At 58.2% G+C, this 23,908-nt stretch carries 22 protein-coding genes and 2 pseudogenes; 13 read left to right on the top strand and 11 right to left on the bottom strand.

What is annotated here, in order from left to right; translation table 11 throughout:
* The first annotated feature begins 93 nt into the window (after positions 1–93).
* From ACWISF_RS10110 to ACWISF_RS10125, 4 genes are all read left to right on the top strand, one after another.
* A complete protein-coding gene (locus tag ACWISF_RS10110) occupies positions 94–2,313 on the top strand; it encodes a DNA gyrase subunit A (RefSeq protein WP_448381465.1) in 2,220 nt (739 codons plus the stop codon).
* A gap of 16 nt (positions 2,314–2,329) precedes the next feature.
* Complete coding sequence (gene rodA, locus ACWISF_RS10115; RefSeq protein WP_448381466.1) at positions 2,330–3,562, top strand: rod shape-determining protein RodA; 1,233 nt, start codon at positions 2,330–2,332, stop codon at positions 3,560–3,562.
* A gap of 77 nt (positions 3,563–3,639) precedes the next feature.
* Entirely contained in the window at positions 3,640–4,635 is a 996-nt protein-coding gene (locus ACWISF_RS10120; RefSeq protein ID WP_448381467.1) for a permease, read from the top strand.
* A 76-nt stretch (positions 4,636–4,711) separates the two neighbouring features.
* Positions 4,712–5,431 carry a TIGR03943 family putative permease subunit gene (locus ACWISF_RS10125; RefSeq protein WP_448381468.1) on the top strand — a complete coding sequence of 240 codons (720 nt, stop codon included), beginning with the start codon at positions 4,712–4,714 and terminating at the stop codon, positions 5,429–5,431.
* 11 nt (positions 5,432–5,442) lie between these two features.
* On the opposite strand, the pseudogene ACWISF_RS10130 reads toward ACWISF_RS10125, so the two are convergent.
* The 4 genes and pseudogenes from ACWISF_RS10130 to gshA form a co-directional block, all read right to left on the bottom strand.
* A pseudogene (locus tag ACWISF_RS10130) lies at positions 5,443–5,563 on the bottom strand (IS630 family transposase); the annotation flags it as partial.
* Between the two features lie 222 nt (positions 5,564–5,785).
* The gene (raf1, locus tag ACWISF_RS10135; RefSeq protein ID WP_448381469.1) at positions 5,786–6,811 is read right to left on the bottom strand and encodes a RuBisCO accumulation factor 1; all 1,026 of its coding nucleotides are present in this window, start codon (positions 6,809–6,811) and stop codon (positions 5,786–5,788) included.
* A complete protein-coding gene (gene recA, locus ACWISF_RS10140) occupies positions 6,804–7,883 on the bottom strand; it encodes a recombinase RecA (RefSeq protein ID WP_448381470.1) in 1,080 nt (359 codons plus the stop codon). The genes raf1 and recA overlap by 8 nt, the downstream gene beginning before the upstream one ends.
* 44 nt (positions 7,884–7,927) lie before the next feature.
* Positions 7,928–9,073, bottom strand: a complete 1,146-nt coding sequence (gshA, locus tag ACWISF_RS10145; protein WP_448381471.1) for a glutamate--cysteine ligase — start codon at positions 9,071–9,073, stop codon at positions 7,928–7,930.
* A 100-nt stretch (positions 9,074–9,173) separates the two neighbouring features.
* Here gshA and ACWISF_RS10150 point away from each other — a divergent pair, with 100 nt between their 5' ends.
* A complete protein-coding gene (locus ACWISF_RS10150) occupies positions 9,174–9,968 on the top strand; it encodes an ABC transporter permease (protein WP_448381472.1) in 795 nt (264 codons plus the stop codon).
* Here the strand turns inward: ACWISF_RS10150 and ACWISF_RS10155 are convergent.
* Both ACWISF_RS10155 and ACWISF_RS10160 read right to left on the bottom strand, forming a co-directional pair.
* Entirely contained in the window at positions 9,943–11,115 is a 1,173-nt protein-coding gene (locus tag ACWISF_RS10155) for a WG repeat-containing protein (protein WP_448381473.1), read from the bottom strand. The genes ACWISF_RS10150 and ACWISF_RS10155 overlap by 26 nt on opposite strands.
* Before the next feature lie 15 nt (positions 11,116–11,130).
* On the bottom strand, positions 11,131–12,321 hold the full coding sequence (locus tag ACWISF_RS10160; protein ID WP_448381474.1) for a glucose-6-phosphate dehydrogenase assembly protein OpcA: 1,191 nt from the start codon (positions 12,319–12,321) through the stop codon (positions 11,131–11,133).
* Positions 12,322–12,611: 290 nt separating this feature from the next.
* On the opposite strand from ACWISF_RS10160, the gene rsmG reads away from it, so the two are divergent.
* The 4 genes from rsmG to ACWISF_RS10180 are packed head-to-tail and all read left to right on the top strand — an operon-like array spanning position 12,612 to position 15,003.
* Entirely contained in the window at positions 12,612–13,277 is a 666-nt protein-coding gene (gene rsmG / locus ACWISF_RS10165; protein ID WP_448381475.1) for a 16S rRNA (guanine(527)-N(7))-methyltransferase RsmG, read from the top strand.
* Between the two features lie 25 nt (positions 13,278–13,302).
* Entirely contained in the window at positions 13,303–13,671 is a 369-nt protein-coding gene (locus tag ACWISF_RS10170) for a hypothetical protein (protein WP_448381476.1), read from the top strand.
* Positions 13,658–14,554, top strand: coding sequence for a Sll0314/Alr1548 family TPR repeat-containing protein (locus ACWISF_RS10175; protein ID WP_448381477.1), 897 nt, complete (start codon positions 13,658–13,660; stop codon positions 14,552–14,554). Before ACWISF_RS10170 ends, ACWISF_RS10175 begins: the two co-directional genes overlap by 14 nt.
* On the top strand, positions 14,551–15,003 hold the full coding sequence (locus ACWISF_RS10180; RefSeq protein ID WP_448381478.1) for a DUF3531 family protein: 453 nt from the start codon (positions 14,551–14,553) through the stop codon (positions 15,001–15,003). The genes ACWISF_RS10175 and ACWISF_RS10180 overlap by 4 nt, the downstream gene beginning before the upstream one ends.
* Here the strand turns inward: ACWISF_RS10180 and ACWISF_RS10185 are convergent.
* Genes ACWISF_RS10185 through ACWISF_RS10195 form a run of 3 tightly spaced genes read right to left on the bottom strand, consistent with a single transcriptional unit; the run spans position 14,942 to position 17,874 of the window.
* Complete coding sequence (locus tag ACWISF_RS10185) at positions 14,942–15,901, bottom strand: RluA family pseudouridine synthase (protein WP_448381479.1); 960 nt, start codon at positions 15,899–15,901, stop codon at positions 14,942–14,944. The genes ACWISF_RS10180 and ACWISF_RS10185 overlap by 62 nt on opposite strands.
* 4 nt (positions 15,902–15,905) lie before the next feature.
* A complete protein-coding gene (gene aroH / locus ACWISF_RS10190; RefSeq protein ID WP_448381480.1) occupies positions 15,906–16,286 on the bottom strand; it encodes a chorismate mutase in 381 nt (126 codons plus the stop codon).
* 1 nt (position 16,287) lies between these two features.
* The gene (locus tag ACWISF_RS10195) at positions 16,288–17,874 is read right to left on the bottom strand and encodes a 2-isopropylmalate synthase (RefSeq protein WP_448381481.1); all 1,587 of its coding nucleotides are present in this window, start codon (positions 17,872–17,874) and stop codon (positions 16,288–16,290) included.
* 215 nt (positions 17,875–18,089) lie between these two features.
* Between ACWISF_RS10195 and ACWISF_RS10200 the strand changes: the two genes are divergently transcribed.
* The 4 genes from ACWISF_RS10200 to egtC all read left to right on the top strand — a co-directional run bounded on the left by ACWISF_RS10200 (position 18,090) and on the right by egtC (position 23,029).
* Complete coding sequence (locus ACWISF_RS10200; protein WP_448381482.1) at positions 18,090–19,478, top strand: hypothetical protein; 1,389 nt, start codon at positions 18,090–18,092, stop codon at positions 19,476–19,478.
* A 67-nt stretch (positions 19,479–19,545) separates the two neighbouring features.
* Entirely contained in the window at positions 19,546–20,073 is a 528-nt protein-coding gene (locus tag ACWISF_RS10205; protein ID WP_448381483.1) for a hypothetical protein, read from the top strand.
* 82 nt (positions 20,074–20,155) lie between these two features.
* Positions 20,156–22,198, top strand: a complete 2,043-nt coding sequence (locus tag ACWISF_RS10210) for a thioredoxin domain-containing protein (protein ID WP_448381484.1) — start codon at positions 20,156–20,158, stop codon at positions 22,196–22,198.
* 9 nt (positions 22,199–22,207) lie between these two features.
* Positions 22,208–23,029 (top strand): ergothioneine biosynthesis protein EgtC, encoded by an 822-nt coding sequence (egtC, locus tag ACWISF_RS10215; protein WP_448381485.1) that lies wholly within the window; start codon positions 22,208–22,210, stop codon positions 23,027–23,029.
* A 13-nt stretch (positions 23,030–23,042) separates the two neighbouring features.
* On the opposite strand, the pseudogene ACWISF_RS10220 reads toward egtC, so the two are convergent.
* Both ACWISF_RS10220 and ACWISF_RS10225 read right to left on the bottom strand, forming a co-directional pair.
* Positions 23,043–23,489: pseudogene (locus ACWISF_RS10220) on the bottom strand (cofactor assembly of complex C subunit B); the annotation flags it as partial.
* Positions 23,490–23,494: 5 nt separating this feature from the next.
* A complete protein-coding gene (locus ACWISF_RS10225; RefSeq protein ID WP_448381486.1) occupies positions 23,495–23,890 on the bottom strand; it encodes a c-type cytochrome in 396 nt (131 codons plus the stop codon).
* Between the last annotated feature and the right edge of the window lie 18 nt (positions 23,891–23,908).

Raw genomic sequence — 23,908 nt, forward strand, 5'->3', positions numbered from 1 at the left:
TGTCGCTGGCATCTTAACAACGCAGATTTTAATTTTATCCTTTGGCTTGCCTACAGGTCAAGATGGAGGCAGTCAGGATTACCTTGCAGACCGATGGTGGAACCCCGTCCTGCCCGTGACCGGATTGTGCCTGTGTCCCTGGAGGGGGAATTGCGCCAATCCTACCTGGCCTATGCCCTGAGCGTGCTGGTGGGACGGGCGTTGCCGGATGCCCGCGATGGTCTCAAACCGGTGCAGCGGCGGATTCTCTACGCCCTGTGGCAGATGGGGTTGACGGCGCAGCGGCCCCACCGCAAAAGCGCCCGGGTGGTGGGCGAGGTGCTGGGGAAATACCATCCGCACGGGGACCAATCGGTGTATGGGGCGCTGGTGCGGTTGGCGCAGGATTTTCACTGCCGGTATCCCCTGGTGGAGGGGCAGGGGAATTTCGGTTCCCTGGATAACGACCCGCCAGCGGCCATGCGCTACACGGAAGCCCGCTTGTCCCCCTTGGCCACCCAGATTTTATTTGCGGATTTGCACCCGGCGGTGGTGGATTTTCAGCCCAATTTTGACGGCACCGAAGCGGAACCCCAGGTACTGCCGGCGCAGTTGCCCCTGCTGTTGCTCAATGGCTGTAGCGGCATTGCCGTGGGGATGGCCACCCAAATTCCCCCCCACCACGCCGGGGAAATTATCGAGGCGTTGATTCATCTGATTGACTACCCGCACCTGAGCGATGAACGGCTGTATCGCCTCGTGCCGGGGCCGGATTTTCCCACCGGCGGCGAACTGGTGCACCCCCACACCATTCCCCAGGTGTACCGCACGGGGCGGGGCGCGATGACCTTGCGGGGGGGCTGGCACCGGGAAACCCTGGGAACGGGCAAACGGGCCAAAGAAGCCATTGTGATTACGGAATTCCCCTACCCGGTGGTGAAGGCAGAATGGCTCAGCCGCACGGCGGAGTTGCTGCACCAGGGGCGCCTAGAAGGGATTGCCGATTTGCGCGACGAAAGCGACCGGGAGGGGATACGGGTGGTGGTGACGCTCAAACCAGGGCATGCGGTCACCGAAGTCATCCAGCAGTTGTATGAACAGACCCCCTTACAAACGCAATTCCATGTCAGTTTTTTGGCTCTGATTGACGGGCGACCCCAGCATTGCTCGTTGCGGCGGCTTTTACAGGAATTTTTGACCTTTCGGGAACAGACGCTCCAACGGGTTTATGCCCACCAATGGCAGGAGGTAACCCGGCAAATCCAGCATTTACAGGCGTTGCACCAGGCCATCACCCATTTGGACGTTGTCTTTACCATTCTCAGAGAATGTACGGCCATAGACCAGACAAAAACCGAGTTGATGCGCCGCCTTAATCTCACGGCAGACCAGGCGGAAACGGTTTTATCTACGCCTTTGCGGCGGTTGACCCGTTTGGAGGCAAAGGCGGTGACCGAGGAATTGGCCCATTTGCACCAGCGCCAAGCCCGGTTCGCGCAGTTGCAACAGGACCGGCAAGCACGCCTGCGGGAATTGAAAAAGCAATTGCGGCAATTACAAAAGCAGTATGGGGATGCCCGGCGCACGCGGATTTGCTGCGAAACTCTAGCGCCGGCAATGACCCCGATGCGGTTGGAATTGACCTTGGCCGGGCAATGGCGGGTCGGCAAGCAGCAGCCCGCAGAGCAATTGTGTCTGGATGTGCAGGCGGGTGTGTTGGGCGATGCGATTCTCTGGCAGGGGGAATGGCAGCCGGGAGCGCAGGTGGTGCTGTTTGGCCGCCGGGGGGGCGTGCAGACCTGGAGCGGGCAGGTAGGGGAGTTGGCGGCGTTGGTTTGGGATGGGGGGGTCTTGCCCCTGGTGGTGACCGCGCAAACGGCGGGGGTGTGGCTGGTGAGTCGGGGCGGCTATGGCACGGTGATGGATGTGCAGGACCTCTGGCAAGGGGCATGGGGTTTTCCGGCGGGGGATGAGGTGCTGGCGGCGGGGGTGTGGCAACCAGGGCAAAGGCTCCTTTGGGCGAGTAACCAGGGGCGGTTGGGGTGGTGGAAGCCTGCTCGCCGGAGCTATGGGAAAGCCCTGCTGGCTTTGGCAGACGGGGAATGCCTGGTGGGGGCAGTAGCCGATGCCGGGGCCGTACAGGTGGTGACGGCGGCGGGGACGTTGCAGGCATTGCCGACGGTGCTGGGGGCGGAGCCTTGGGTGGGGTTGGTGGCGGGGGCAGCCCCGGTGTATGGTTACACCAACCGGCAGCGGTGGGTACGGTTGGGAACCGCTTTGGCTGCAGGGGAACGGTGGGTGCGGGTGGTTCAGGCTAAAATGGGCGGGGAATAAAACCGTCGTTTTGCCTATGGGTTATCGTTCTGCCTGGTGGCGTCCCTGGCACGACATTGACGTGACTTTGTTGGGGGCGGTCGTGACCCTGACGGTGATGGGGGTGACGGCCATTCGCAGTGCAGGGTTGGCGCAAAATCGCTGGGATTGGTGGCACCAAACGTTGATTGCCCTGCTGGGTCTGGGGGTGGCGTTGGTGTTGGCGCGGTGTCCTTACCGGTGGTTGCGGCGGTGGCATTGGGCGGTGTATGGGTTGGCCAATGCCCTGTTGGTGGCGGTGATGTTGGTGGGGACGTCGGCGCTGGGGGCGGAACGGTGGATCAACATTGGGGGGTTCCATTTGCAGCCGTCGGAGTTTGCCAAGGTGGCGGTGATAGTGACTTTGGCAGCGGTGTTGGAGCAGGCCCGGGCGCCGGCACTGTGGACGATTGGGCAGGCGGTGTTGGTGATCGCTTTGCCTTGGGTGTTGGTGTTTGTGCAGCCGAATTTGGGCACGGCGTTGATTTTTGTGGCGATTACCCTGGGGATGCTCTACTGGGCAAATATTCCCCTGACGTGGATTGTGTTGTTGCTCTCGCCTTTGGTGTCGGCCATTTTGCTGTCTTTGTCGGTGCCGGTGTGGGGGGTCTGGGTGGGGGCGATGGCGCTGGTGGGTTGGGTTTCCTTGCCCTGGCCGCGGGTGGGGGGGTTGGCCGCCCTGGTGGTGAATTTGATTTCCGGGCAGTTGGGGCAGGTGTTTTGGGGGTTGCTCAAGGATTACCAACGGGAGCGGTTGATTTTATTTCTCGACCCGAATCAGGACCCGTTGGGGGGTGGCTACCACTTGATCCAGTCCCGCATTGCCATTGGTTCGGGGGGGTTGTGGGGGCAAGGGTTATTTCAGGGCAGTCAAACCCAATTGAGTTTTATCCCGGAACAAAATACGGATTTTATTTTTTCGGTGATCGGGGAAGAATTGGGCTTTATTGGCTCGATGATTGTGCTATTTCTCTTCTGGCTCATTTCTTTGCGGTTAATTTTGATTGCCCGCAGTGCCCGGGATGGGTTTGGCTCCCTGATAGCGATTGGGGTGTTGAGTATGTTGATTTTTCAGGCAGTGATTAATATCGGGATGACGGTGGGATTGGCTCCGATCACAGGGATTCCCTTGCCTTTTTTGAGCTATGGGCGTTCGGCCATGTTGGCAAATTTTATTGCCCTGGGGCTGGTTGAATCGGTGGCCAATCACCGGCGTCAGGCGTTTTATTGAGGCAATAGCGGGTTTTCTGACGCCAGCGGGTGCGGTAAAATCCAAAAGCTGATTTGGTCGTTTCCCAGGTGCATCCGATGGCGGCCCTGCAACAAGGATTGACGTTATTTTTCAGTTTGTTGGTGGAGGCGATGCCCTTTTTGGTGTTGGGGGTGTTGTTTTCCAGTATTTTGTGGCTGTGGGTAGAACCGGAGCAATTGCTCAAACGTTTGCCGCGTCATCCTTTGGGGGGGGCGGTGGCAGGGGCGGTGTTGGGCTGTCTGCTGCCGGTGTGTGAGTGCGGCAATGTGCCGGTGGCGCGGCGGTTGTTGACCCAGGGGATACCGGCTTCGGTGGCGGTGGGGTTTTTGTTGGGGGCGCCGACGATTAACCCGGTCGTGATTTGGTCCACTTGGGTGGCGTTTCGGGACCAGCCGCTGCTGGTGTGGGGGCGAGTGGGGTTGACCCTGCTGGTGGCGGTGATGGTGGGGTGGGTGTTTTCGGTGCAAAAGGATTTGCGGCCTTTTTTGCAACCGGCGGTGGCGCAGATGCTGCCTCTGCCCCGGAGTCAACCGTTGCGGGAACCGGCGCTGGCGGGGGTGCCGACGGGGAACTTTTTGGCGCTGGCGGGGGGAAAAACCCTGCCTTTGGAAACCTTGGGGTGGCATACGTCCCGGTTGCTGTCGCGGCGGGGGCGGTGGCAGATGGTGTGGGTGAATGTGCTGTCGGAATTGCGGGAACTAACAGGGGTGTTGATCCTGGGAACGGCGGTGGCAGCGGCAATTCAGGTGTTGACGCCGCGGGAGGTGATCCTGGGCTTGGGGCAGGGGCCGGTGACGTCGGTGGTGGCGATGCTGTTGCTGGGTGTGGTGGTGTCCATTTGCTCGACGGTGGATGCATTTTTTGCCCTGTCGTTTGCCGGGAGTTTTACAACGGGGGCGTTGCTGGCATTTTTGGTGTTTGGGCCGATGGTGGATTTGAAGGGGGTGAGTTTGCTGCTTACCGTATTTCGCCCCAGAGCCGTGTTGTATTTGTTTTTATTGGCAGGGTTATTCACCTTTGTTTTGACTTTAGCCATGAATTTATATCTATGAAAATCAGGAAATTCTCTCGCAAACATCTGGGAAATTTTATGTCGCTCACACACCCATTTGTCCCCCATCACATCCCATGAATGGTCTGGACTTGCTGGCGATTGGGGCCTGGGGCCTGTTGCTCCTCAAGTATTGGGTCACGGGGCAGTTGGCGGTGTTGGTCCATCCCAACTACTTCCCCTTGACGGTTGGGGCGGGTTTGTTGCTGGTGGGGTTAACGGCTTGGCAGGGGTGGGTACGCTGGCGAGAACCGGGACAGCCGCAGACGGTGGCAGGCGGGCAACTGTTACCGCGGGCTTGGGGGCGCTTGCTCCTGTTGAGTACGGCGGTGGTGGGGTTGGTGGTTGCCCCTCGCCCCTTCAACAGCCATCTGGCTTGGGAGAGTGGCGAATTGCTGAACATGACCCGCACGCTGCCCCAGCCATTTCGCCCCGCTAGTCGCCCGGAGGAACGTTCGTTGGTGGATTGGGTGCGTTTGTTGCATGCCTACCCCGAACCGGATGCCTACCAAGGGCAAAAGGCCAAGGTGCAAGGGTTTGTGGTGCATCCGCCCCAGAGTCCGGCCAATCGGTTTTTTATCGCCCGGTTTGTGGTCACCTGTTGTGCTGCCGACGCCTACCCGGTGGGGCTACCGGTGGTGTTGACGGCGGGAGAAGCCAAGACCTATCCGGCAGACACCTGGTTAGAAATTCAAGGGCGGATGATCACCGGGGAAATCCAAGGCCAGCGGCGGCTCATTCTCCAAGCAGAGAAAATCACGCCTATCCCACCCCCGGCCAATCCCTATCTATATTGATCGCTTACTGCTTAGTACAACTTAATGACTTCATCAATGGTGGTGCTACCGTACATCTGTAATTTTTTTTGATGTGCTAAAGTCATGCTCAATGTCATTGAAGTCTGGGGAATAAGTTGGCAAAAATAATATAGCTATGCATACAAAGGTTGACATGCTATGGGTCGCTGGGCGTAGCCCCACAATGGCGTAGCCATGAATCTTCAGGCGACAACCTTAACCTACCTAGCTATACGATATGCCCCGCCGCTTCTACTACAGCTAAGCGGCTGGTTTTGAGTCACTTAATTATTTTTGGGTTATTTATATGGGGCGGATATGTGTACACAGTATTGGTTGCAACCTTAACAGATTCTACTCCTCAATTTGCCAAGGTTCCGTGAGGTGTTGTGGGTCGAATAGGTGGGGGGGACGCAAAGCGAGAATTAATCGCCCCAGCAGGGGAATCGTCGGCGGTTCCGGCCACCATTGCAGTGTGATGTGCCCCTGTTCGGCGACCACAAAATAATGTTCGGCTTGCCAGGTGGTGTCCTGGCGGTCCACAACCAGCAGGATGGGTTCGTTCAGGTCCGCTTGGCCGGGCAATTGGCGCGTAAGGAGGGCTAAGGGGGCTTGCGCTGCCCGTACAATCGGCCACCCCGGTAAGGCCACCGCCTGCGCCAGGTTGCTCACAATCCCAAAAGGTGGTTGGGGCAGGGCCAAGGGGGTCTGGTGCCAGAGCGATTCGGGCAGGGGAAGGGTGCCTACCAGGGGGATAATGATGGGTTGCTCTAGGGCGGATTCCAACCGATACCAGGGCAAACGGGGGGGGGTGGGCAGGGGAGTCGCCTGGGCCGGGTCGAGGAGGTGTTCCAAAGCGGTGCGTGCGGCTTCGCTGTGGGCAAAACGCAACCCCCGGGACAATAAACGCACTCGCTCGGGACTGTTGGGGTTTTGGCGCAGGAGTCGCCAGCACTGAAAGGCAACGGCATCACCGGGATGGTCGCTAAATTCGGGCGGGACACGGTATTGGCTGAGTTCTTTGATGGCCTTGACCACATCCCGGGTGGCGCTGGCATCCAGGTTTTTGTCGCGGACAAATTGGGCGCAGGTGAGGCGCTGGTGTTGCGACAAAAGCCGGAGTTCGTACAGCACATCGCTGCCAGCGGTGCGAAAGTAGTTCTGCACTTGGGGGTCCCCCAGGGAGTCAAAGACCTGGCTGGCGACGATGAGTTGGTTTTGGGTGCTGGGTTCTAGGCCGGTTTCATCAAAAATTTGCTCGGACTGCCACCCGGCTTTGTGCAATTGCTGGCAGAGGTGTCCCCAGTCTACCCAGGTGCCTTCCCGTCGCCGCAGTTGTTGGAGCCATTCTTGGTAGGGGGCAGGGGATAGGTCACTCATCGGCAGGGGTCAGCTCCTCGTCAAAATCTTCGGCACTCGGCGGGCTGGTGGGGGCAACGATGGCGCCGGTTTCGAGTTGCTGCCGCACCTGTTGCTCAATTGCATCCCGCAGGCTGGGGTGTTCCTCAAGGTACTGGAGGGCATTTTCCCGGCCTTGGGCCAGATTTTCTCCCTGGTAGCTGTACCAGGCGCCCTTGCGCTTGACGATGCCTACCTGCTCGGCAATGTCCAGGATGCAGCCTGCTTGGGAAATGCCTTTGCCAAAGATAATGTCAAATTCCGCCAGGCGGAAGGGGGGCGCCACCTTGTTTTTGGCGACTTTGGCCTTGACCCGGATGCCGAATTCTTCCGTGCCGCGTTTGAGGGTCTGGGTGCGGCGCACGTCCAGGCGCACCGAAGCGTAGAATTTCAGGGCGTTGCCGCCGGTGGTGGTTTCCGGGTTGCCGTAGGTGACGCCGATTTTTTGCCGCAGTTGGTTGAGAAAGATCACAATACAGCCGGTTTTGCCGATGTTGCCGGTGATTTTCCGCAGGGCTTGGCTCATCAAGCGGGCTTGCAACCCCATGTGGGCATCGCCCATTTCCCCTTCAATTTCCGCTTTGGGAACGAGCGCCGCCACCGAGTCCACCACAATAATATCCACTGCTGCCGAGCGCACTAGGGAGTCCACAATTTCCAGGGCGGCTTCCCCGTAATCTGGCTGGGAGACCAACAGGTTTTGCACATCCACCCCCAAAGCGGCGGCATAGGCGGGGTCAAGGGCGTGTTCGGCATCCACAAACGCCGCAATCCCCCCCCGTTTTTGCACCTCGGCGATGGCATGCAAAGCGACGGTGGTTTTCCCGGAACTTTCGGGGCCGTAAATTTCCACCACCCGGCCCTTGGGCAGTCCGCCGCCTAGGGCCAAATCCAAGGTCAAAGCGCCGCTGGGCACGGTTTCGACTTTGATGCGGGAGCCGTCCCCCAAACGCATGATCGCCCCTTTACCAAAACTTTTTTCGATCTGTTGCAGGGCCAGGCTCAGGGCCTTTTGCTTGTCTTTTTGGCTATCTTCCGGGGGGGCTGCGGGCATAGGCGGTATTCCCAAAGCAACGTTCTTTTATTGTACGTCGGGGGTCAGGCGGCCTGGGGCACACAAATTTCGTTCGCCAGCGCCAGTTCTTGGGTGTACATGGTGTGAATGGCCTGTTGCAACACGGTGGGGATGTCCTGCCCGGCTTGGGTGGCGGCCAGCCAGCGTTGGGCTTCGTTGCCCTGGGCGAGGATGGTGTGCAGGGGGGAGAGAAAACAGCCAAACCCCTGTTGCTGGGCGGTGGGGGTGACCTGTTCGAGCAATTCGGCAATCCAGTCGCGGGCACGGATGGGTTGGCCGGTCGGCCAGTGGGTAAGCAGACTGTCCAAACTCTGCTGGGCGGCTTTTTGGGCGTTCTGGTCGCTTTCGACGCGCAGTTCCTCGCTCCGCAAACGGGGGTAGGGGTGGCCGTAGAGGGGGTCGAGGCGGGGGTTGCTCAGAAGTTGGTACAGCCGGGCTTCCAACAGGGCGGTAATCGCCAGCAGATGCAGCGGGTTGCTCACCAGGTCGCAAATTCGCAGTTCGAGGCGGTTGAGGTCATAGGGGCGGCGGTTGCCGTTGGGCCGGACGCTGGTCCACAAATGGCGCACGTTTTGCATGGTGCCCGCCTGTAGTTGGGTTTCGGTCCAGCGAATAAAGTGCCGGTGGCTCAAAAATAGGGGCACGTGGGGGGGGGTGTGGGGAAATTGGTGCCAGCGGGTGCTGTGCCAGCCCGTGCTGCGCCCGTCCAACCAGGGGGACGACGCACTCAATGCCAGGTATAAGGGGGCTTCTACCCGCACCAGCCGGCAGGCGCGCAGCAGCGTCTCCGGGTCGTCAATGCCGATGTTGATATGCACACTGGCGGTGACCACCCGCGTGCCGTAGGTGGCCTCAATGTAACTGTGGTAGGGGTTGCTGGGGTCGGAGCGGTAAAACACCGTACTATCCCCCAGCGCCAGGGTGCTGCCAGGGATCAGGGTGTAATCGCCCAGCGTGCGCAGGTATTGGCGCAACTGTTGCCGGGGTTGGAGCAGATCGCATAACAGCCGTTCGTAGCGTTGGCGGGGCGGGGTGGTGTATTCCACATTGCGCCGGTCCGGTTCCCACACAAACCCCGGCAGAGCGCGGACAATCCGGTCGGCCAGCCCCACCACTTCGCCCTGGGGGGTACCGGTGTAGAGTTCAATTTCAAAGCCTTTACACAACATCCCCAACCCAATTTGGTTGACCCCGGCGCAAACCTTTTAAGATCAAAACGCAGGTGGCATGGCCCCCAAGTCATCTTTTGATTATAGGAGGAAAGGGTGCATGGGCTGGGGTAAATTGGCCGGTGGCGGGTTGAGCGGCTGGGGCATTTACTCGGTTTGGCGGCGGCATGCCAAAGTTTATCAAAATACCTGGTTGGTGAATAGTTTGCCTCCCTTGTCGGAACCGTTGGTGTACCTGATGGCCTTCGGGTTTGGCCTGGGTCCTTTGATCCCCCACCTGAACTATCAGGGCCAGGAAGTAGGTTATTTGCCCTTTGTTGGCTCTGGGATGATGGCCGTGGGCGTGTTATTTCAGAGTTTTTTTGAGGGGGCGTATGGCAGTTTTGTCCGCCTGCACCTACAGAAAACCTGGCACGCCCTCCTGACGGCGCCGTTAACCTTTAACGAAGTCTTTTTGGGGGATTGGCTGTGGGCGGCTACCCGCGGGCTGCTGGCTGGAGTGACAACGGGGGTGGTGGTCGTAGGGCTGGGGTTGTATCCCCTTGGGGCGTTCCTGGCGTGCTTGCCGCTGTTGCTGTTGGGCGCGCTGTTGTTCGGGGGGATTGGCCTGTTGACTGCCGGGCTGGTTCGCACGGTGGATCAGATCAATGTCCCGATTTTCCTGGTGGTGATTCCCATGTTTGCCCTGTGCGGCGTGTATTTTCCCAGAGACCATCTGCCGCCCTTGCTGTGGGGGATTGCCCGCGTTTTGCCCCTATCGGCGCTGCTGGATTTGCTCCGTTGGCCGTTGGCCTGGCCGCCGGGTGCTCCCTTGCTGTTGGCGTGGCTGGTGCTGTGGGTGGTGGGGCTGGGGTGGCTGGCCTGGCGGGTCATTCACCCTCAAGTGTATCGCTAAGGGGTTTTTGCATCGCCACCTGCAACGCATAGGGAAACACCGGTTGTCCCGCCCGGTTGATGTACCCCCACTCCTTGGCAAACTTCACCGGCGCTTTTCCCTCACTAAAAGACTCGGCATTGTCAAACTGGCAGGGAATCACCAGGGCGCCCGTACTGTCAATGTATCCCCATTTGTTTCCCTGCCGCACCAAGGCCAATCCCTCGCGAAAATACCAGGCTTCCTCGTAGGTGTAGGGAATGACCAACACCCCCTGGCGGTTGATGTACCCCCAGCGGGATTGCCACATCACCGGTGCTAAACCTTCGGTAAACTTGAGGGCCTGGTGAAATTGGGCACCGATTTCCCACTGCCCGCTGGTGTTGATATAGCCCCAAAAGCCGTCTTTGCTGGCCGCGGCCAAACCCTCATGAAATGGCTGCGCCCAGGTGAAAAATTCCCCGATCTGCACCCGCCCTTTGTCATCAATAAAACTCCAGGAATTGCCCTGTTTTACCCGTGCCAAACCATCGGAAAAACTATAAACATTATCAAACTTGCAGGGAATCACCAGGCGACCGGCGCGATTCACATAGCCCCACTTACTCCCCCGCTTGACTGCCGCCAAACCCTCTTTGAAATTCAACACATGGTCAAACTGACAGGGAATCACCACCTGCCCCGCTTTGTTGATAAAGCCCCAACCCTGGCCGTTGTGAACCGCCGCCAACCCTTCGCTAAAATCCAGCGCCCGCGCAAACTGAAAGGGAATGACCGTCTTGCCCTGTTTATCTATATATCCCCATTTCTCCCCCCATTCCACCGCCGCCAACCCCTCACGAAAAGGGCGGGCATCCTGATATTTCAAAGGAATAACCAAATTCCCCGCATGGTCAATATACCCATGCCATGCCCCCTGTTTCACCCCGGCCCGCCCATTTGCAAAAGGCTGCGTGCCATCAAAGTGCAACGCCAAAGGTGGCCGACTCCGCTCCACATAGCCCCGCCCCGGCAACCACGCCCCCAACACCCACAGGCAGGCGAGCAACAGAACCAAGCAAAACCGACGGTAGGCACGACGGCTGAGCATGGGAGCAACGGTGACCCGCAAGCTGGCGGCTGCAGCATGGCCGTTCCTTAGGAGTTTTTTATTATTTCCCCAGACCACCCCAGCCGTCCAGTTTTATGACGAAGTTTTTACATTGGGCAGACAAGGGAGCAACGGCGCTTCCAGGATGGCTGCCGTCACCGCCAGACTTTCTTGAAAGAGGATGCTTTGCTGTCCCCACCGCTGGATTTGCTGTCCCAAGAGGGTTTCCGCCGGAATGTCCCGCAGGGTGCTGACCTGTTCAACCCGACAAAACTGGGCTTTGCCGCCCCCCTCCAGGCGCATACAGCCAGTGGTTTCTGCACAGAGCACCGTACAGCAATTGGCATGCGGTTGTGCCGAATCCAGCCGTAGGCCGACCAAATCCCCCACCACTGTCCCCACATCCGGCAGGGGTAACCCGGCCAATTCCGCTTTGATTTCCTGGCCTTCGGGGGAATGGCAGAGAATCCGGTGAATGTCGTAGTCGCCGTGTTCGATGGTATGGGCCTGGGGCACCCAACCCAACCGACTGGCCAACCAGCCAAAAAACAGCAGGGCCTGGGCGGGATTGCCCTTTTCGTAATCAATCACCACCTGGTCAATTTTGGGCAAATCGGCGCGCCGGTCCGGGGGGTCAAAAGCGGCCGCCGTCAGTTCCAGCCACACCCCCAAACGACCCCAGTTCAAATCCGCCAAGGGGACATCCATCTGAAGCAACCGCTGCAAATCCAGCAATCCCCGTTCCGGTTGGCAAAAGGTGGCCGAATCCACCAACACCCGCAACCCGCCCCGCTCCCGCAGGTGAATCAACCCCTGCAACAGCACATCCTCCGGGTCCGGGTGGGCTTGCCACCAAAGATAGGTGGGCAAATCGCCGATAAGCAGGGCGTTGATCAACCCCAAGGAACGTTCCAGGGTCGCCCGCGCACCCGTCAGGGTGATGTATTCACAGCAAATCAAATTACTCTGTCCCCGTTTTTGCATGGGGCAATAGGCCGCCACCTGGGCCGTCAAGGGCTGTTCCTCCAGGTCGTGGCGGGGACGCAGGTGGATCACACGGCAGGGATTTTGCACCGCCAGACCTTCTACAGAGGGGGCAATGTGCGCCGCCCCATCTGCCGCTTCGTACACCACCAGGGTAAAGGTGGTCGCCCGGACCGCGCGGGGGCCTGCCTCTCCATCTCCATCTACCCCCAGCCAAATCTGGCTCAAGGCAGATTCAATTTCCCCCAGGGACACATCCTTGGGGGCTTGGAGCGCTACCACTGCGTCGGTTGTCACCATAGCCATTCCCCTCCCAGGCGATGTGCTTCTATGGTAGAAAAGCCAGGGTGGTACCGGAAAAGAATTTAAGATCAGCTATAGATCAGCGATAGGTTCGCCCTAGCCAGTCGCTCCATCCGTCCCTGGGATTGCCGGGTAAGGATGGGAAATGAGCCAAAAGCAAGGCTTTGGGCAGTTAACACCTTTTTTGCCGACATTGCCACCCCAACCATTGCGCAAAGGGGCAGGCGGAAATTCGCAAACTTTTGCCCCAACCATTCCCCCGCTTCTGTGGCTTGCACACCCTAACCATGCACCTTTTACCCAGCCCGCTGGCTGCCTGGCCGGGGACGGCAACGCCGCCTGACCCCCGCTGGCAGGCCCTGTACACCGCCATATTGCAGGGCAACGCCCGGATGAATCTCACCCGCATCACCACCCCGGCAGACTTTTGGGAAAAGCACCTTTGGGACAGTGCCCAGGGGATTCGACCGTACCTGGGGCATCCTGAACCCTGGCGGGTGCTCGATGTGGGCACCGGGGCGGGGTTTCCGGGGTTGGTCGTCGGCATGCTGCACCCCCATTGGCAGGTGACGCTGTTGGATGCCCGCCAGAAAAAAACCCGCTTTTTGGCCCAGGTGATTGCGGATTTGGGTCTGGCCAATGTCACGACCTTGACAGGACGGGCAGAGGTTTTGGGTGTCACTGCGCCCTATCATCACGCCTACGATTTGGTGCTTTTGCGGGCGGTGGCTCCGGCGGCCCAGGCTTTGGCGTATGGGGCGCCCTTTCTCAAACCCGGCGGCGCTTTGGTGCTGTACCAGGGGCATTGGACACCGGCGCAAACGGCGGCGTTGCGGCCACACCTACAGGGGTTACACCTGCATCAGATTGATGCCCAAACGACACCCTTGACGCGCGCGGTACGCCATTATCTCCACTTCAGGCGGAACTTCCCGCCGTCGGCTGCTTCATAATAGGAGTACATACCGGGAGGTCACGATGCGTCCTTGGCTGTTGGGAATTGGGTTGCTGCTGGCGAGTGTGCCCGTCTTACCTACCTTGCCCACCCTGGCACAGGAAAACCGCTTCCAAACCATTGCCAACCTGAAGCGCGCCCAAAATCAGGCCCGTTTTGCGGGGGAACGGGTAAATGGGGGCATTGCCGTCTATCGCACGGAACCGGCCATGCACCAAACCGTAGGTACGAAGGGGGAAGCCCGTTACGAAGACGTGGGAGACGCCTGGATTTTTACCTTCCGGGGTGGTTCTCCTGAAGAAACCGCAGCCGGTCGTTACTCGATCCGCACGGTCGTCCGGGTGGAAAAAGGCACGTTCAAGACCACCGTACTCAGCAATGAACGGATTTAACGCGGTGGCAAGGGGTGCCAAGGGGGGGTTGGCGTTGTGGGCGGCGTTGACCCTCTGGCTGGCGCCGGTGCAGGCGGGTGACCCTTTTCGGCGTAAACCCCCCCGCCCCATTGACAGTCAGACCGAGCAACTGTTTGAGCAGGTGTTTGTCTATGGGAATTACCCGCAGGCGCGCGCCATTCTCGCGCAACTGTTGCCCCAAAACCCCACAGAACCCCTGGTGTATGCCCTGCAAGCAGCCATTGCCTACCTGGATGAGGACATGACGACGATGGCCCAGGCCGCCGCCCAGACGATGCAGGCCGCCCAAGCCCTCCAGGCCAGCGACCCCCTGCGCGGGCATCTGTACGTGGGGGTGGCGCATTTTCTGCAAGGGGGCGTCATCGCTACGGAACACCGCAAAAATTTGTGGCCGGTGGTGCCGCAGTTGTTGGACAAGGTGCGGCTGGCTTTTGCCGCCTTTGACCAAGCGGCCCTGGTCAACCCCAACGACCCGGAATTGAATGTGATTCGCGGGTTTGCGGATGTGCTGTTGGCGGTCAATCTCCCCTTTAGCAACCTGCAGGATGCGGTCGGTCGCCTGGAACGTTCGGGGGCGCCGCCTTACCTGGTGTATCGTGGTTTGGCCTTGGTCTACCGGGATTTGCAGCGGTTTCCTGAGGCCCTGGCCGCTGTGGACAGAGCCTTGAGCGCTGCCCCCAACCACCCGGAATTGCACTACCTTAAGGCGCAGATTTTGGCAGGGCAGCAAAACTACAGTGCCGCGGTGCAGTGGTTTGACCAGTCCCTGGCGATGGCCGCGCAATTGCCCCCAACCTTGGTGCAGCAAATTCGCCGCGAACGGGAACGGGCGCAACGACGGTTGGTGGCGACGCCCCCATGAAGATTCAATTTCGGGAAGTGGATGTGTTTAATTTGTGGGTGTGGGTGGAATTTCCCCAGCCGCCAACCCAGGAGCACAAGCATTATTTGGAAGAAATTTTCAGTTCCTGGTTTTTGTTGGGGAAATTGGGGGGATTTAATGCGGAAAATCTCCAGGTGCATGACCAGGGCTACGACCTCAATTTTTTCCCCTACGATGTGGAAAGGGGGGAGGCTGTGTTCTTGGCGGTGATGCATAATATGGGGGATGTGGAATATAAGGATTGTTGGGCGCGCTGTTGGTTTGATTTGGGCACCAGCGATGGCATTGCGCTGGATATTTTGCTCAATGCGTTGCGCCAATTTGCCCGGGAATACGTGCCCTTGAAAACGGTGATTATTGGTGGGGTCAATCCCGATTGGCCGGTGGAGCGTTTTGAGCCGGAATCTCCCCTAGGTGGTCATTTTTGAACCCCAAATGGCGCAACAAACGCACCAAGGGTTCCGGTAAGGGGGCCGTGACGGTGAGCCATGCCCCGGAGACCGGATGTTGGCAGCGCAACCGCCAGGCGTGCAGGGCTTGCCCCGGTAATTGGGTGACCCCCTTGCGACTGTACAGCGGGTCGCCGACCAAAGGATGTCCCAAATGGCTAAGATGCACCCGGATTTGGTGGGTACGTCCCGTTTCCAACCGCAAATACACCCAACTGTAGTTCCCCTGGGTTGCCAATACCTGCCAATGGGTCACCGCCGGTCGCCCGTTGGGAACCACGGCCATTTTCTGCCGCTGCTGGGGATGCCGTCCAATGGGCGCGTTGATCGTGCCGGTTGGCTGGGGCAATCGCCCGTGCACCAAACCCAGATATTCCCGCCCCAGACGCCGACTTTGGATTTGCTGTTGCAGATGCTGTTGCGCCAGCGCGGTTTTGGCCACCACCATTACCCCGGTGGTGTCCTTATCCAAACGATGCACAATGCCGGGCCGTTGTTTGTCCGCCATCGCCAACAAATTCGGGCAATGGGCCAACAGCGCATTCACCAACGTACCGTCCCAATGGCCGGGCGCCGGATGCACCACCAGCCCCGCCGGTTTGTTGAGCATCAGCAGGTGGTCATCTTCATAGAGAATGTCCAAGGCCATCGGTTGCGCGGGCGTGTCCAAAGGTTGCGGGTCGGGAATCGCAAGATGCACCCAATCCCCCGGACGCAGGGGATAATTTTTGTCCGTTTGTACCTGCTGGTTGACCCGCACATAGCCCTGCTGGATCAGCTTTTGCAGCCGACTGCGAGAAAATTCCGGCCACTGCTGCACCAACCCCTGGTCCAGGCGGGATACGGCCTGAACCACCTGAAATGCCCGCACTTCCATGGCCCTAGTGCCGATAACTCCAATCCGGGCGCAGCCGTTTGGCTCCCCGCAAATAGGGATGAACCAGCCGCTGGTGCGCCGGCAGATGGGCATGGGCCAACAGGCGAATGCAGCGGGGAACCTCCTGACTCACCCGCATATGCTGCACATCCAACATCGCCACCTCATCCCAATGGGGACGCTCGCGGGCAATCGTGGCCGGGTAAATCGCATCCAAATCCGCCGTCACACTAAACGTCACACTCAACAACTGCCGCGGGTCAAGCTGGTTTTCCCGCTCCAGGGCATCCAACAACTCCAACACCGCCTCCCGGATCGCCGGAATCGTATTGGCTTCCGCCGTCGTCGCCCCCCGCAGTGCCCGCCAGGTCCAGCCATCGCTCATATCAGGTTTGACTGGTGACCACCGGTGTCGGTTGCTGGTGCATGGCATTGTACAGCCGGTTGAGGGCGTTCATGTACGCCTGCGCCGCCGCCACGATAATGTCTGTATTGGCGGCATGACCGCTGTAGGTGCGCTGGTTATACTCCAGGCGAATCGTCACCTCCCCAATCGCATCAATCCCCTCCGTCACCGACTGCACGGAAAATTCCACCAACCGATTGGGCACCGCCACCACCCGGTTAATCGCCTTATAGACCGCATCCACCGGCCCGGTTCCCGTCGCCGCATCCGTCCGCTCCTCCCCATTGGGCAACCGCACCGTCACCGTCGCCGTAGGAATTTCGTGATCCCCACAAGACACCTGCACCCGCTCCAGACGGAAATTCACCACCAGCGGCGTTTGCATCTCATCGCTGGCGATTGCCTCCAAATCCCGGTCCGTAATCTCCTTTTTCTTATCCGCCAACTCCTTAAACCGCAAAAACGCCCGGTTCAACTCCTGCTCGTTCAGGTCAAACCCCAACTCCCGCAACCGCGTCCGAAACGCGTGGCGACCGGAATGTTTCCCCAACACAATCTGATTCGCCTGCCAGCCAATCGTGCGGGCATCCATAATTTCATAGGTCTGCCGATGCTTGAGCACCCCGTCCTGGTGAATCCCCGACTCATGGGCAAAAGCATTCGCCCCCACAATCGCCTTATTGGGCTGCACCACCATCCCCGTCAAGCTCGACACCAGGCGCGACGTCTTGTAAATCTGGGTCGTATCAATGCGGGTCAAAGGTTCGGTAGATTCCGGCGGTCGCCCCAAAAACGGGTTAAAGTAACTGCGCCGCACATGCAACGCCATCACCACCTCTTCTAGCGCCGTATTCCCTGCCCGTTCCCCGATGCCATTAATCGTCACCTCCACCTGCCGAGCGCCCTGCTTAATTGCCTCCAAAAAATTCGCCGTTGCCACCCCCAAATCGTTGTGCCCATGCACCGAAATCACCGCCCGGTCAATGTTGGGCACATGTTCGCGGATGCCTTTAATCAACAACCCAAACTCCTCCGGCATCAGATAGCCCACCGTATCCGGGATATTGACCGTCGTCGCCCCCGCTTCGATGACCGCCGTCAGGACTTGGTACAGATATTCCGGGTCAGAGCGCGCCGCATCCATCGGCGAAAATTCCACATCATCCACATAACGTTTCGCCTTTTGCACCATCGCCACCGCAATATCCAACACCTCGTTGCGGCTTTTGCGCAATTGATGCTTCAGATGGATATCCGACGTGGAAATAAACGTATGAATGCGGGGACGGGCTGCCGGTTCCAGGGCCTTAGCCGCCGCCTCAATATCCGCCGGTACTGCCCGCGCCAACGAACAGATCACCGGTTCGCGCACCTCTCGCGCAATCGTCTGCACCGCCTCAAAATCCCCCGGACTGGCGTAGGCAAACCCCGCCTCAATAATGTCCACCCCCAAACGCGCCAACTGGCGGGCAATCACCAACTTTTCTTCCGTATTCAAACTTGCACCGGGGCACTGCTCCCCATCCCGCAAGGTGGTGTCAAAAATCAAAATCCGGTCGCAGGTCATGGCAGACAGGGCAAAAATTCATCCTTTTATCATAGAACAACCGGCGGGGACCTGGGAATAGCAGCGAAGGCAAGCATGCCCAAGGCGACGAATGCCGGTAGGGCATCGCGGCCATAGAGGGCGGGTTTTGTCTCCAAAAGGAACAATCCCTTGACGCCCAAGGGAAAAAGAATTAATACAGGAATCAAAAGCAAACCCAAGATTAAGGAATCATTATGGCTAAACAGTGGGTACAAATCAGTCCTTATCAGGCTAAAGTCTTTGTGGAACGTAACATCACAATATCTACTCTTTACCTTGGTATTGTTGCCCTTCTTTCGTCTGCACTTGTGGGTCTTATTATTTTGTTTATAGCTCTGCGATTTTCTTTAGTTGACCCACTCATTCAAGTTATTGAATCCAAGTTATTGAACGGTGAGCCTATATCTGGAAAAGTAATAGTGAGTTTACAGATTGTATTCTTTTGCATTATTTACATTGCTATGTTTGTGTTGTGTTGCCAAACGAATGTAGTTGAGGATGTGTTATTTTTTGATTTAAGTCAAGGGAATTTAATCCATATCCAACGATCTCTTCTTGCCAAACTATTAAAACGCCCAGTCTCTATTAAAAAAAGATTGCATCTATCTAATTATTCTCAAATTTCTTTGCGAGTCGAATCCGACGTGGATAGTGATAATGATCGGTACTATTTCTATTCCCTGGTGATGGTTGGTAATTCACCAAATCATTGTTTCCAAATAGACTGCTCAGACTACCGTTATTATTCACTAGACAGACTAAACAACGGACCAGACAGGACTGAATTTGAACATTTAGGTCGCAATCTGGCAAGTTTTCTAGGGATTCCTATGGTTTTAGATATTGATGCGAATGAAGCGGTCAAAACTAATAGAAGGTCAGGGTCTAAAGATGAGATTGAAACTGCTGTCGAAAAAATCTATAAAACCCTGAAATCTTGCTTTGGTAATACCCATGAATACCGCGTTGTCAACTCAGAAGAATTCCGGGGTTATGTTGATCTAGCCTATTACCATCGCCTGCAATCTGCCCTCATAGAACAAGGATATACTTGGGCAGGAGACATTGAGGATATGACTGTTGCCGAAGAATTACAAGAATATAACAGTCGAACCTTTATTCGCATCATGATCAACCCCACCCATAACACAAGCATCGGTTTTTATCATGTGAATCCCAAAATACCCCTGGGATTTCTAGCGCAAATAAAAGCCATAGATTGCGAAACGGAATTTAGTCCAGAGAAGTATTTGGTGACCACCAATGCGAGCAGAACGCCTTTTGATTATCCGCCGGGTTTTGATGCGGTACATCTCCCCCATAGCACAAGCTATAAAAATGTCCTGAAAACCCATTACCAAAGATTGCAAAGAGCCATGTCAAATTGGGGGCTTTTCCCGACAGCTTTACATAGCTTAGAAGATGTCTTAGCGATGCAAAAACGGATGCAACAAGCAAAAGTCACCTATAGAAAATCAATTGGTTACATCACCCAAGCAGAGCTGAATCGCTTCGATGTCGGTCCCGAAATTGCCAGAGAAGTAGGTCGCCGCCTTCGGGAACGATTTGGCGCTGATTCCTAAAAATTTCTGGAGCACAGGAACAAAGGCTGGGATTTGCGATTCTTCATCGGTGAGGCGACGGTAGGGGATGGGCTGGGGAATGACGCCGGGGCGTTGGCTGCTGGGTTTGGGGTTGTGGGGTTGGATGCTGACGATGACGCCCGCAACCCTGATTGTCCCTTGGCTTGTTGCCCAGGCCGGGTTCCAGACCTACCGCAATGCCCGTTTTGGTTACCGCATTGCCTATCCGCGCGACTTGATGCCCCAGGGGGAATCCGCCAATGGGGATGGACAGGTCTTTATCGGCAAAGATGGCACGACATTGCGGGTCTGGGGTGGGTACAATGTCTTAGGCGAAACCCTAACCGGCGCATTCCAGGCAGAACTGCACCGTTGCCGGGAACATCGCCGCCAGGTCACTTACCGCACCCTGGGGCCAGGGTTTTTTGTCGTATCGGGCTACGAAGCAGATGGTGCCCGGATTTTCTACCTGAAAAAAATCGTGCGTCCCGAACGGCAAGTTGGTTTTGAGTTGGTTTATCCGGCCAAGCAGCGGCGCCGCTATGACCGGGAAGTGACCGCGATGGCCAACTCCCTGCGCCTGCTGGAGCGCTAAATCGGGGTTTGCCTTGAGAAATTTCCCCCCCCTTGCGCGCCGGGGCTTTACACTGTAAAAAAAGCAAGTGCGAGGGGCACCTATGGCCAACCGTCTGATTCACGCCCAGAGTCTGTACCTGCGTAAACACGGCCACAATCCCATTGACTGGTGGCCTTGGGGGGAAGCGGCCATTGCCCAAGCACGCCAGGATAATAAACCCATTTTTCTCTCGATTGGCTACTCCAGTTGCCACTGGTGTACGGTCATGGAGGGGGAAGCCTTTTCCGATGCGGCGGTGGCCGAATACATGAATCGCTATTTTTTGCCAATCAAAGTGGACCGGGAAGAACGGCCCGATTTGGACCACATTTATATTCAGGCGGTGCAGTTGATGATTGGGCAGGCGGGTTGGCCGCTCAATGTGTTCCTGGACCCCTACGACCTGACGCCGTTTTACGGCGGCACCTATTTCCCGCTGACGCCCCGCTATGGCCGTCCCGGTTTTTTGGACCTCCTGCGGGCAGTACGCCAGCGGTACGACGAGGGCAAGGACCAGGTGGAATTGGTCAAGGCACAAATTCGGGAATATCTGGAATCCACCAACAAACTGCTTGCGGTCAGTACGTTGGACCAACCAACGCTAGCGCATGGCTATCACAAAATCACCAGCATTTTGCGCTACCAGGGGCCGGGGAATTCGTTTCCCATGATCCCCTACGCCCAGGCGGCTTTGCAGGCAAGTCGGGGGGCAGTTGAGGGGGAACATCCGGCGGTGCAACGGGGGCTGCATCTGGCGCTGGGGGGTATTTTTGACCATGTGGCGGGGGGCTGGCATCGCTATACGGTGGACCCCACCTGGACCGTGCCCCATTTTGAAAAGATGTTGTATGACAATGGCCTGATTTTGGAATACCTCAGCAACCTGTGGAGCGCCGGGGTGCAGGAGGAATCCCTCCGGCGGGCGGTGGTCAAGACGGTAGCCTGGTTAGAGCGGGAAATGCGGGCGGAAGCGGGGTATTTCTACGCGGCGCAGGATGCGGATAGTTTTGTGCGCCCAGAGGATGCGGAACCGGAAGAGGGACGATTTTATGTGTGGGGGTATCAGGAGTTGCAGGAATTGCTCGATGCGGCGGAATTCCAGGCGCTGCAGACGGCGTTTGACGTGCAACCGGGGGGCAATTTTGAGGGGTTGATTGTGTTGCAACGGGTGCAGGGGGGGGCGCTGGCACCGCCGGTGGAAGCGGCGTTGGCCAAATTGTTTGCCCGTCGCTATGGGGCGCCGCCGGCAGCCTGTGCGTTTGTTCCCCCGGCGCGGGATGCCCAAGCGGCGAAAACCATGACTTGGCCGGGACGGATTCCGCCGGTGACGGATACGAAGATGATTGTGGCCTGGAATAGTCTGGTGATTTCTGGGCTGGCGCGGGCGGCGGTGGTGTTTCAAGTCCCCCATTACGCCGAACTGGCAACCCGCTGTGCGGCATTTATCCGGGAATCCCAGTGGGTCAATGGGGAGTTTTACCGGCTGAATTACGATGGCCAGGTGGCGGTGGTGGCGCAGGCGGAAGATTATGCGCTGTGGATCAAGGCGCTGATTGACCTGCACCAGATGGCACTGGCTTTGGGGAACGACCAGGAGGCGGCAGGGTGGCTCACGCAGGCCCAGATGTTTCAGGCGCGGTTTGACGCCCATTACTGGAGCGAGACGTCCCAGGGGTACTATGCAACGGCAGCGGCAGCCAGTGGGGATTTGTTGGTGCGGGAACGTCCCTGCGAGGACAATGCCATTCCCTCGGCTAATGGGGTGGCGCTGGCGAATTTGGTGCGGTTGGCGCTGCTGACGGGGGATATGCGCTATCTGGACCGGGCCGAACAGGGGTTGCGGGCGTTTGGGCAGATTATCCAGGAAGCGCCCCAAAGTTGTCCCAGTTTGCTGATGGCGCTGGATGCTTGGTTGCATCCGGTGCAGGTGAAGGCCCAGCCGGAACTGGTGGCAGCCATTGCCCAGCGCTTTTTCCCGACGACGGTCTGGCAAACGGCGACCGACCTGCCGGGGGTGGCCTTGGTGTGTCGGGGGTTGACCTGCCAGGAACCGGCGACTTCTTTGGACATGGCACTGGCGCAACTTCGTCAGGCTCAGACCTAACCTTGGCCCATGTGTCGTTTGGTGGCTTACCTAGGAGAACCCATACCGCTTCAGGATGTGATTCTCACGCCGCCCCATTCCTTGTTGGTGCAGGGGTATGCGCCCCGGGAGATGACCGCCGGACAGCTCAACGGGGATGGGTTTGGCCTGGGCTGGTATGACCGCCGCCGGCGTCCTGAACCATTTACCTACAAAAACATCCTGCCCATTTGGAATGACCTGAACCTGCCCAGTCTGTGCGCGTACATCACCAGCGGCTGTCTGCTGGGCTATGTGCGCAGTGCCACGCCTGGGTTGGCGGTGGACTACAGCAATTGCCAGCCCTTTGTGCAAAACCACCTGAGCGCCGTGCACAATGGCCGGGTAGCCCATTTCCGCCAGACCTTGTACCGCCCCTTGCGCCGCCAACTGACGGACGAGGATTACCTGAATATCCAAGGGCTGACGGATTCAGAGCATTTATTCGCCTGGATTCTGCACCATTACAGAGGCACAGGCGATTTGGCCCAAGCCCTGTACGACAGTTTTGTCAGTCTGCTGGCTTTGGCGCCCGACCTGGAGGTGACGTTTAATTTCATCCTCAGCGATGGGGAACGGTTGATTGCCTGCCGCCTGGCGCACGGGGGCACGGCCCCCAGTCTGTACTATTTGCAGGGGCATCCCGACTATCCGGGCGTGGTGCTGGCCTCAGAACCGCTGTTTACGGATGCGCGGTGGGTGTGTTGTCCCCAGGGGACGGTGTTGGTGGTGACGCCACCGGGTCAGGTGCAGTGGTGGCAGCCACCTGGAGCCAAGACTGCAGGCGTTGCAACTCATGCCGTTGTGCCGTGATCTCAAGGGCATGGTCCTGCACTTGGACAATCACCTGCGTTACCCGCCCGGCCCCCCGCCAATAAAAAAGACCCGCCACCGGCGCCAGCAAAGCCAACGCCAGGGGTTTACCGCCCCATGTCGGCACCACACTGGCCATCACCAGACCGACGCACAACCCACTGACCCCCACCAACAGAGAGAGCAACAGAGCCAACGGCCAACTGGGCGCCACCCGTCCCTGCCAGACCAGTTGGGGAATCCCTGGCTCCCCGGCCACCAGGTGATACCCCCGCTGTTGCAAAAACAGGCGCAGTTGGTTCATCGTCGTCCCCACCGCCCCTTGCAAGGGAATCCGCTGGGTCTGGGTACGGTCTTGCACCGCCGCCCGCACAAAAAACACCAACCCCACCGCCAGCAACGCCGTCAATAGCCCCGTCGAGACCAGCGCCACCGCATCCCAAGGCATGGCCATCCCCATCAACCTCAGCGGTCAGGCAACTGTTCCAGATACCGCAACAGGTCGGCCATCGCCTGGGGACTGGGTTGAAACTGGGGCATCGGCGGCGTGCGCCCCTCGATGACCTGGCGAATCACCCCCACCGGCGAGCGCCGTTTGACCACCCCGTGCAACGACGGCCCCACGTGACCCGCACCCGCCGCCCCGTGACAACTGGCGCAATTTTGTAAAAAAATATCGCGTCCCCGCTTGGCATCCCCGACAGTTTTTAACACTTCTTTAATGTAGGGGTCCGGTGGAGGCCAATGGCTCCAGCCCCACCACAGGCAAACCACGGCAAGCAACACCCCCAGCCACCGCCAGACCAGCGGCCACCAGGAACTCCCACCAGGCTGTAGCGGCTTTGGTTGAACCGTCTCCACAACGCACCTACGCTTAGA

Source organism: Gloeomargarita sp., assembly GCF_053491055.1.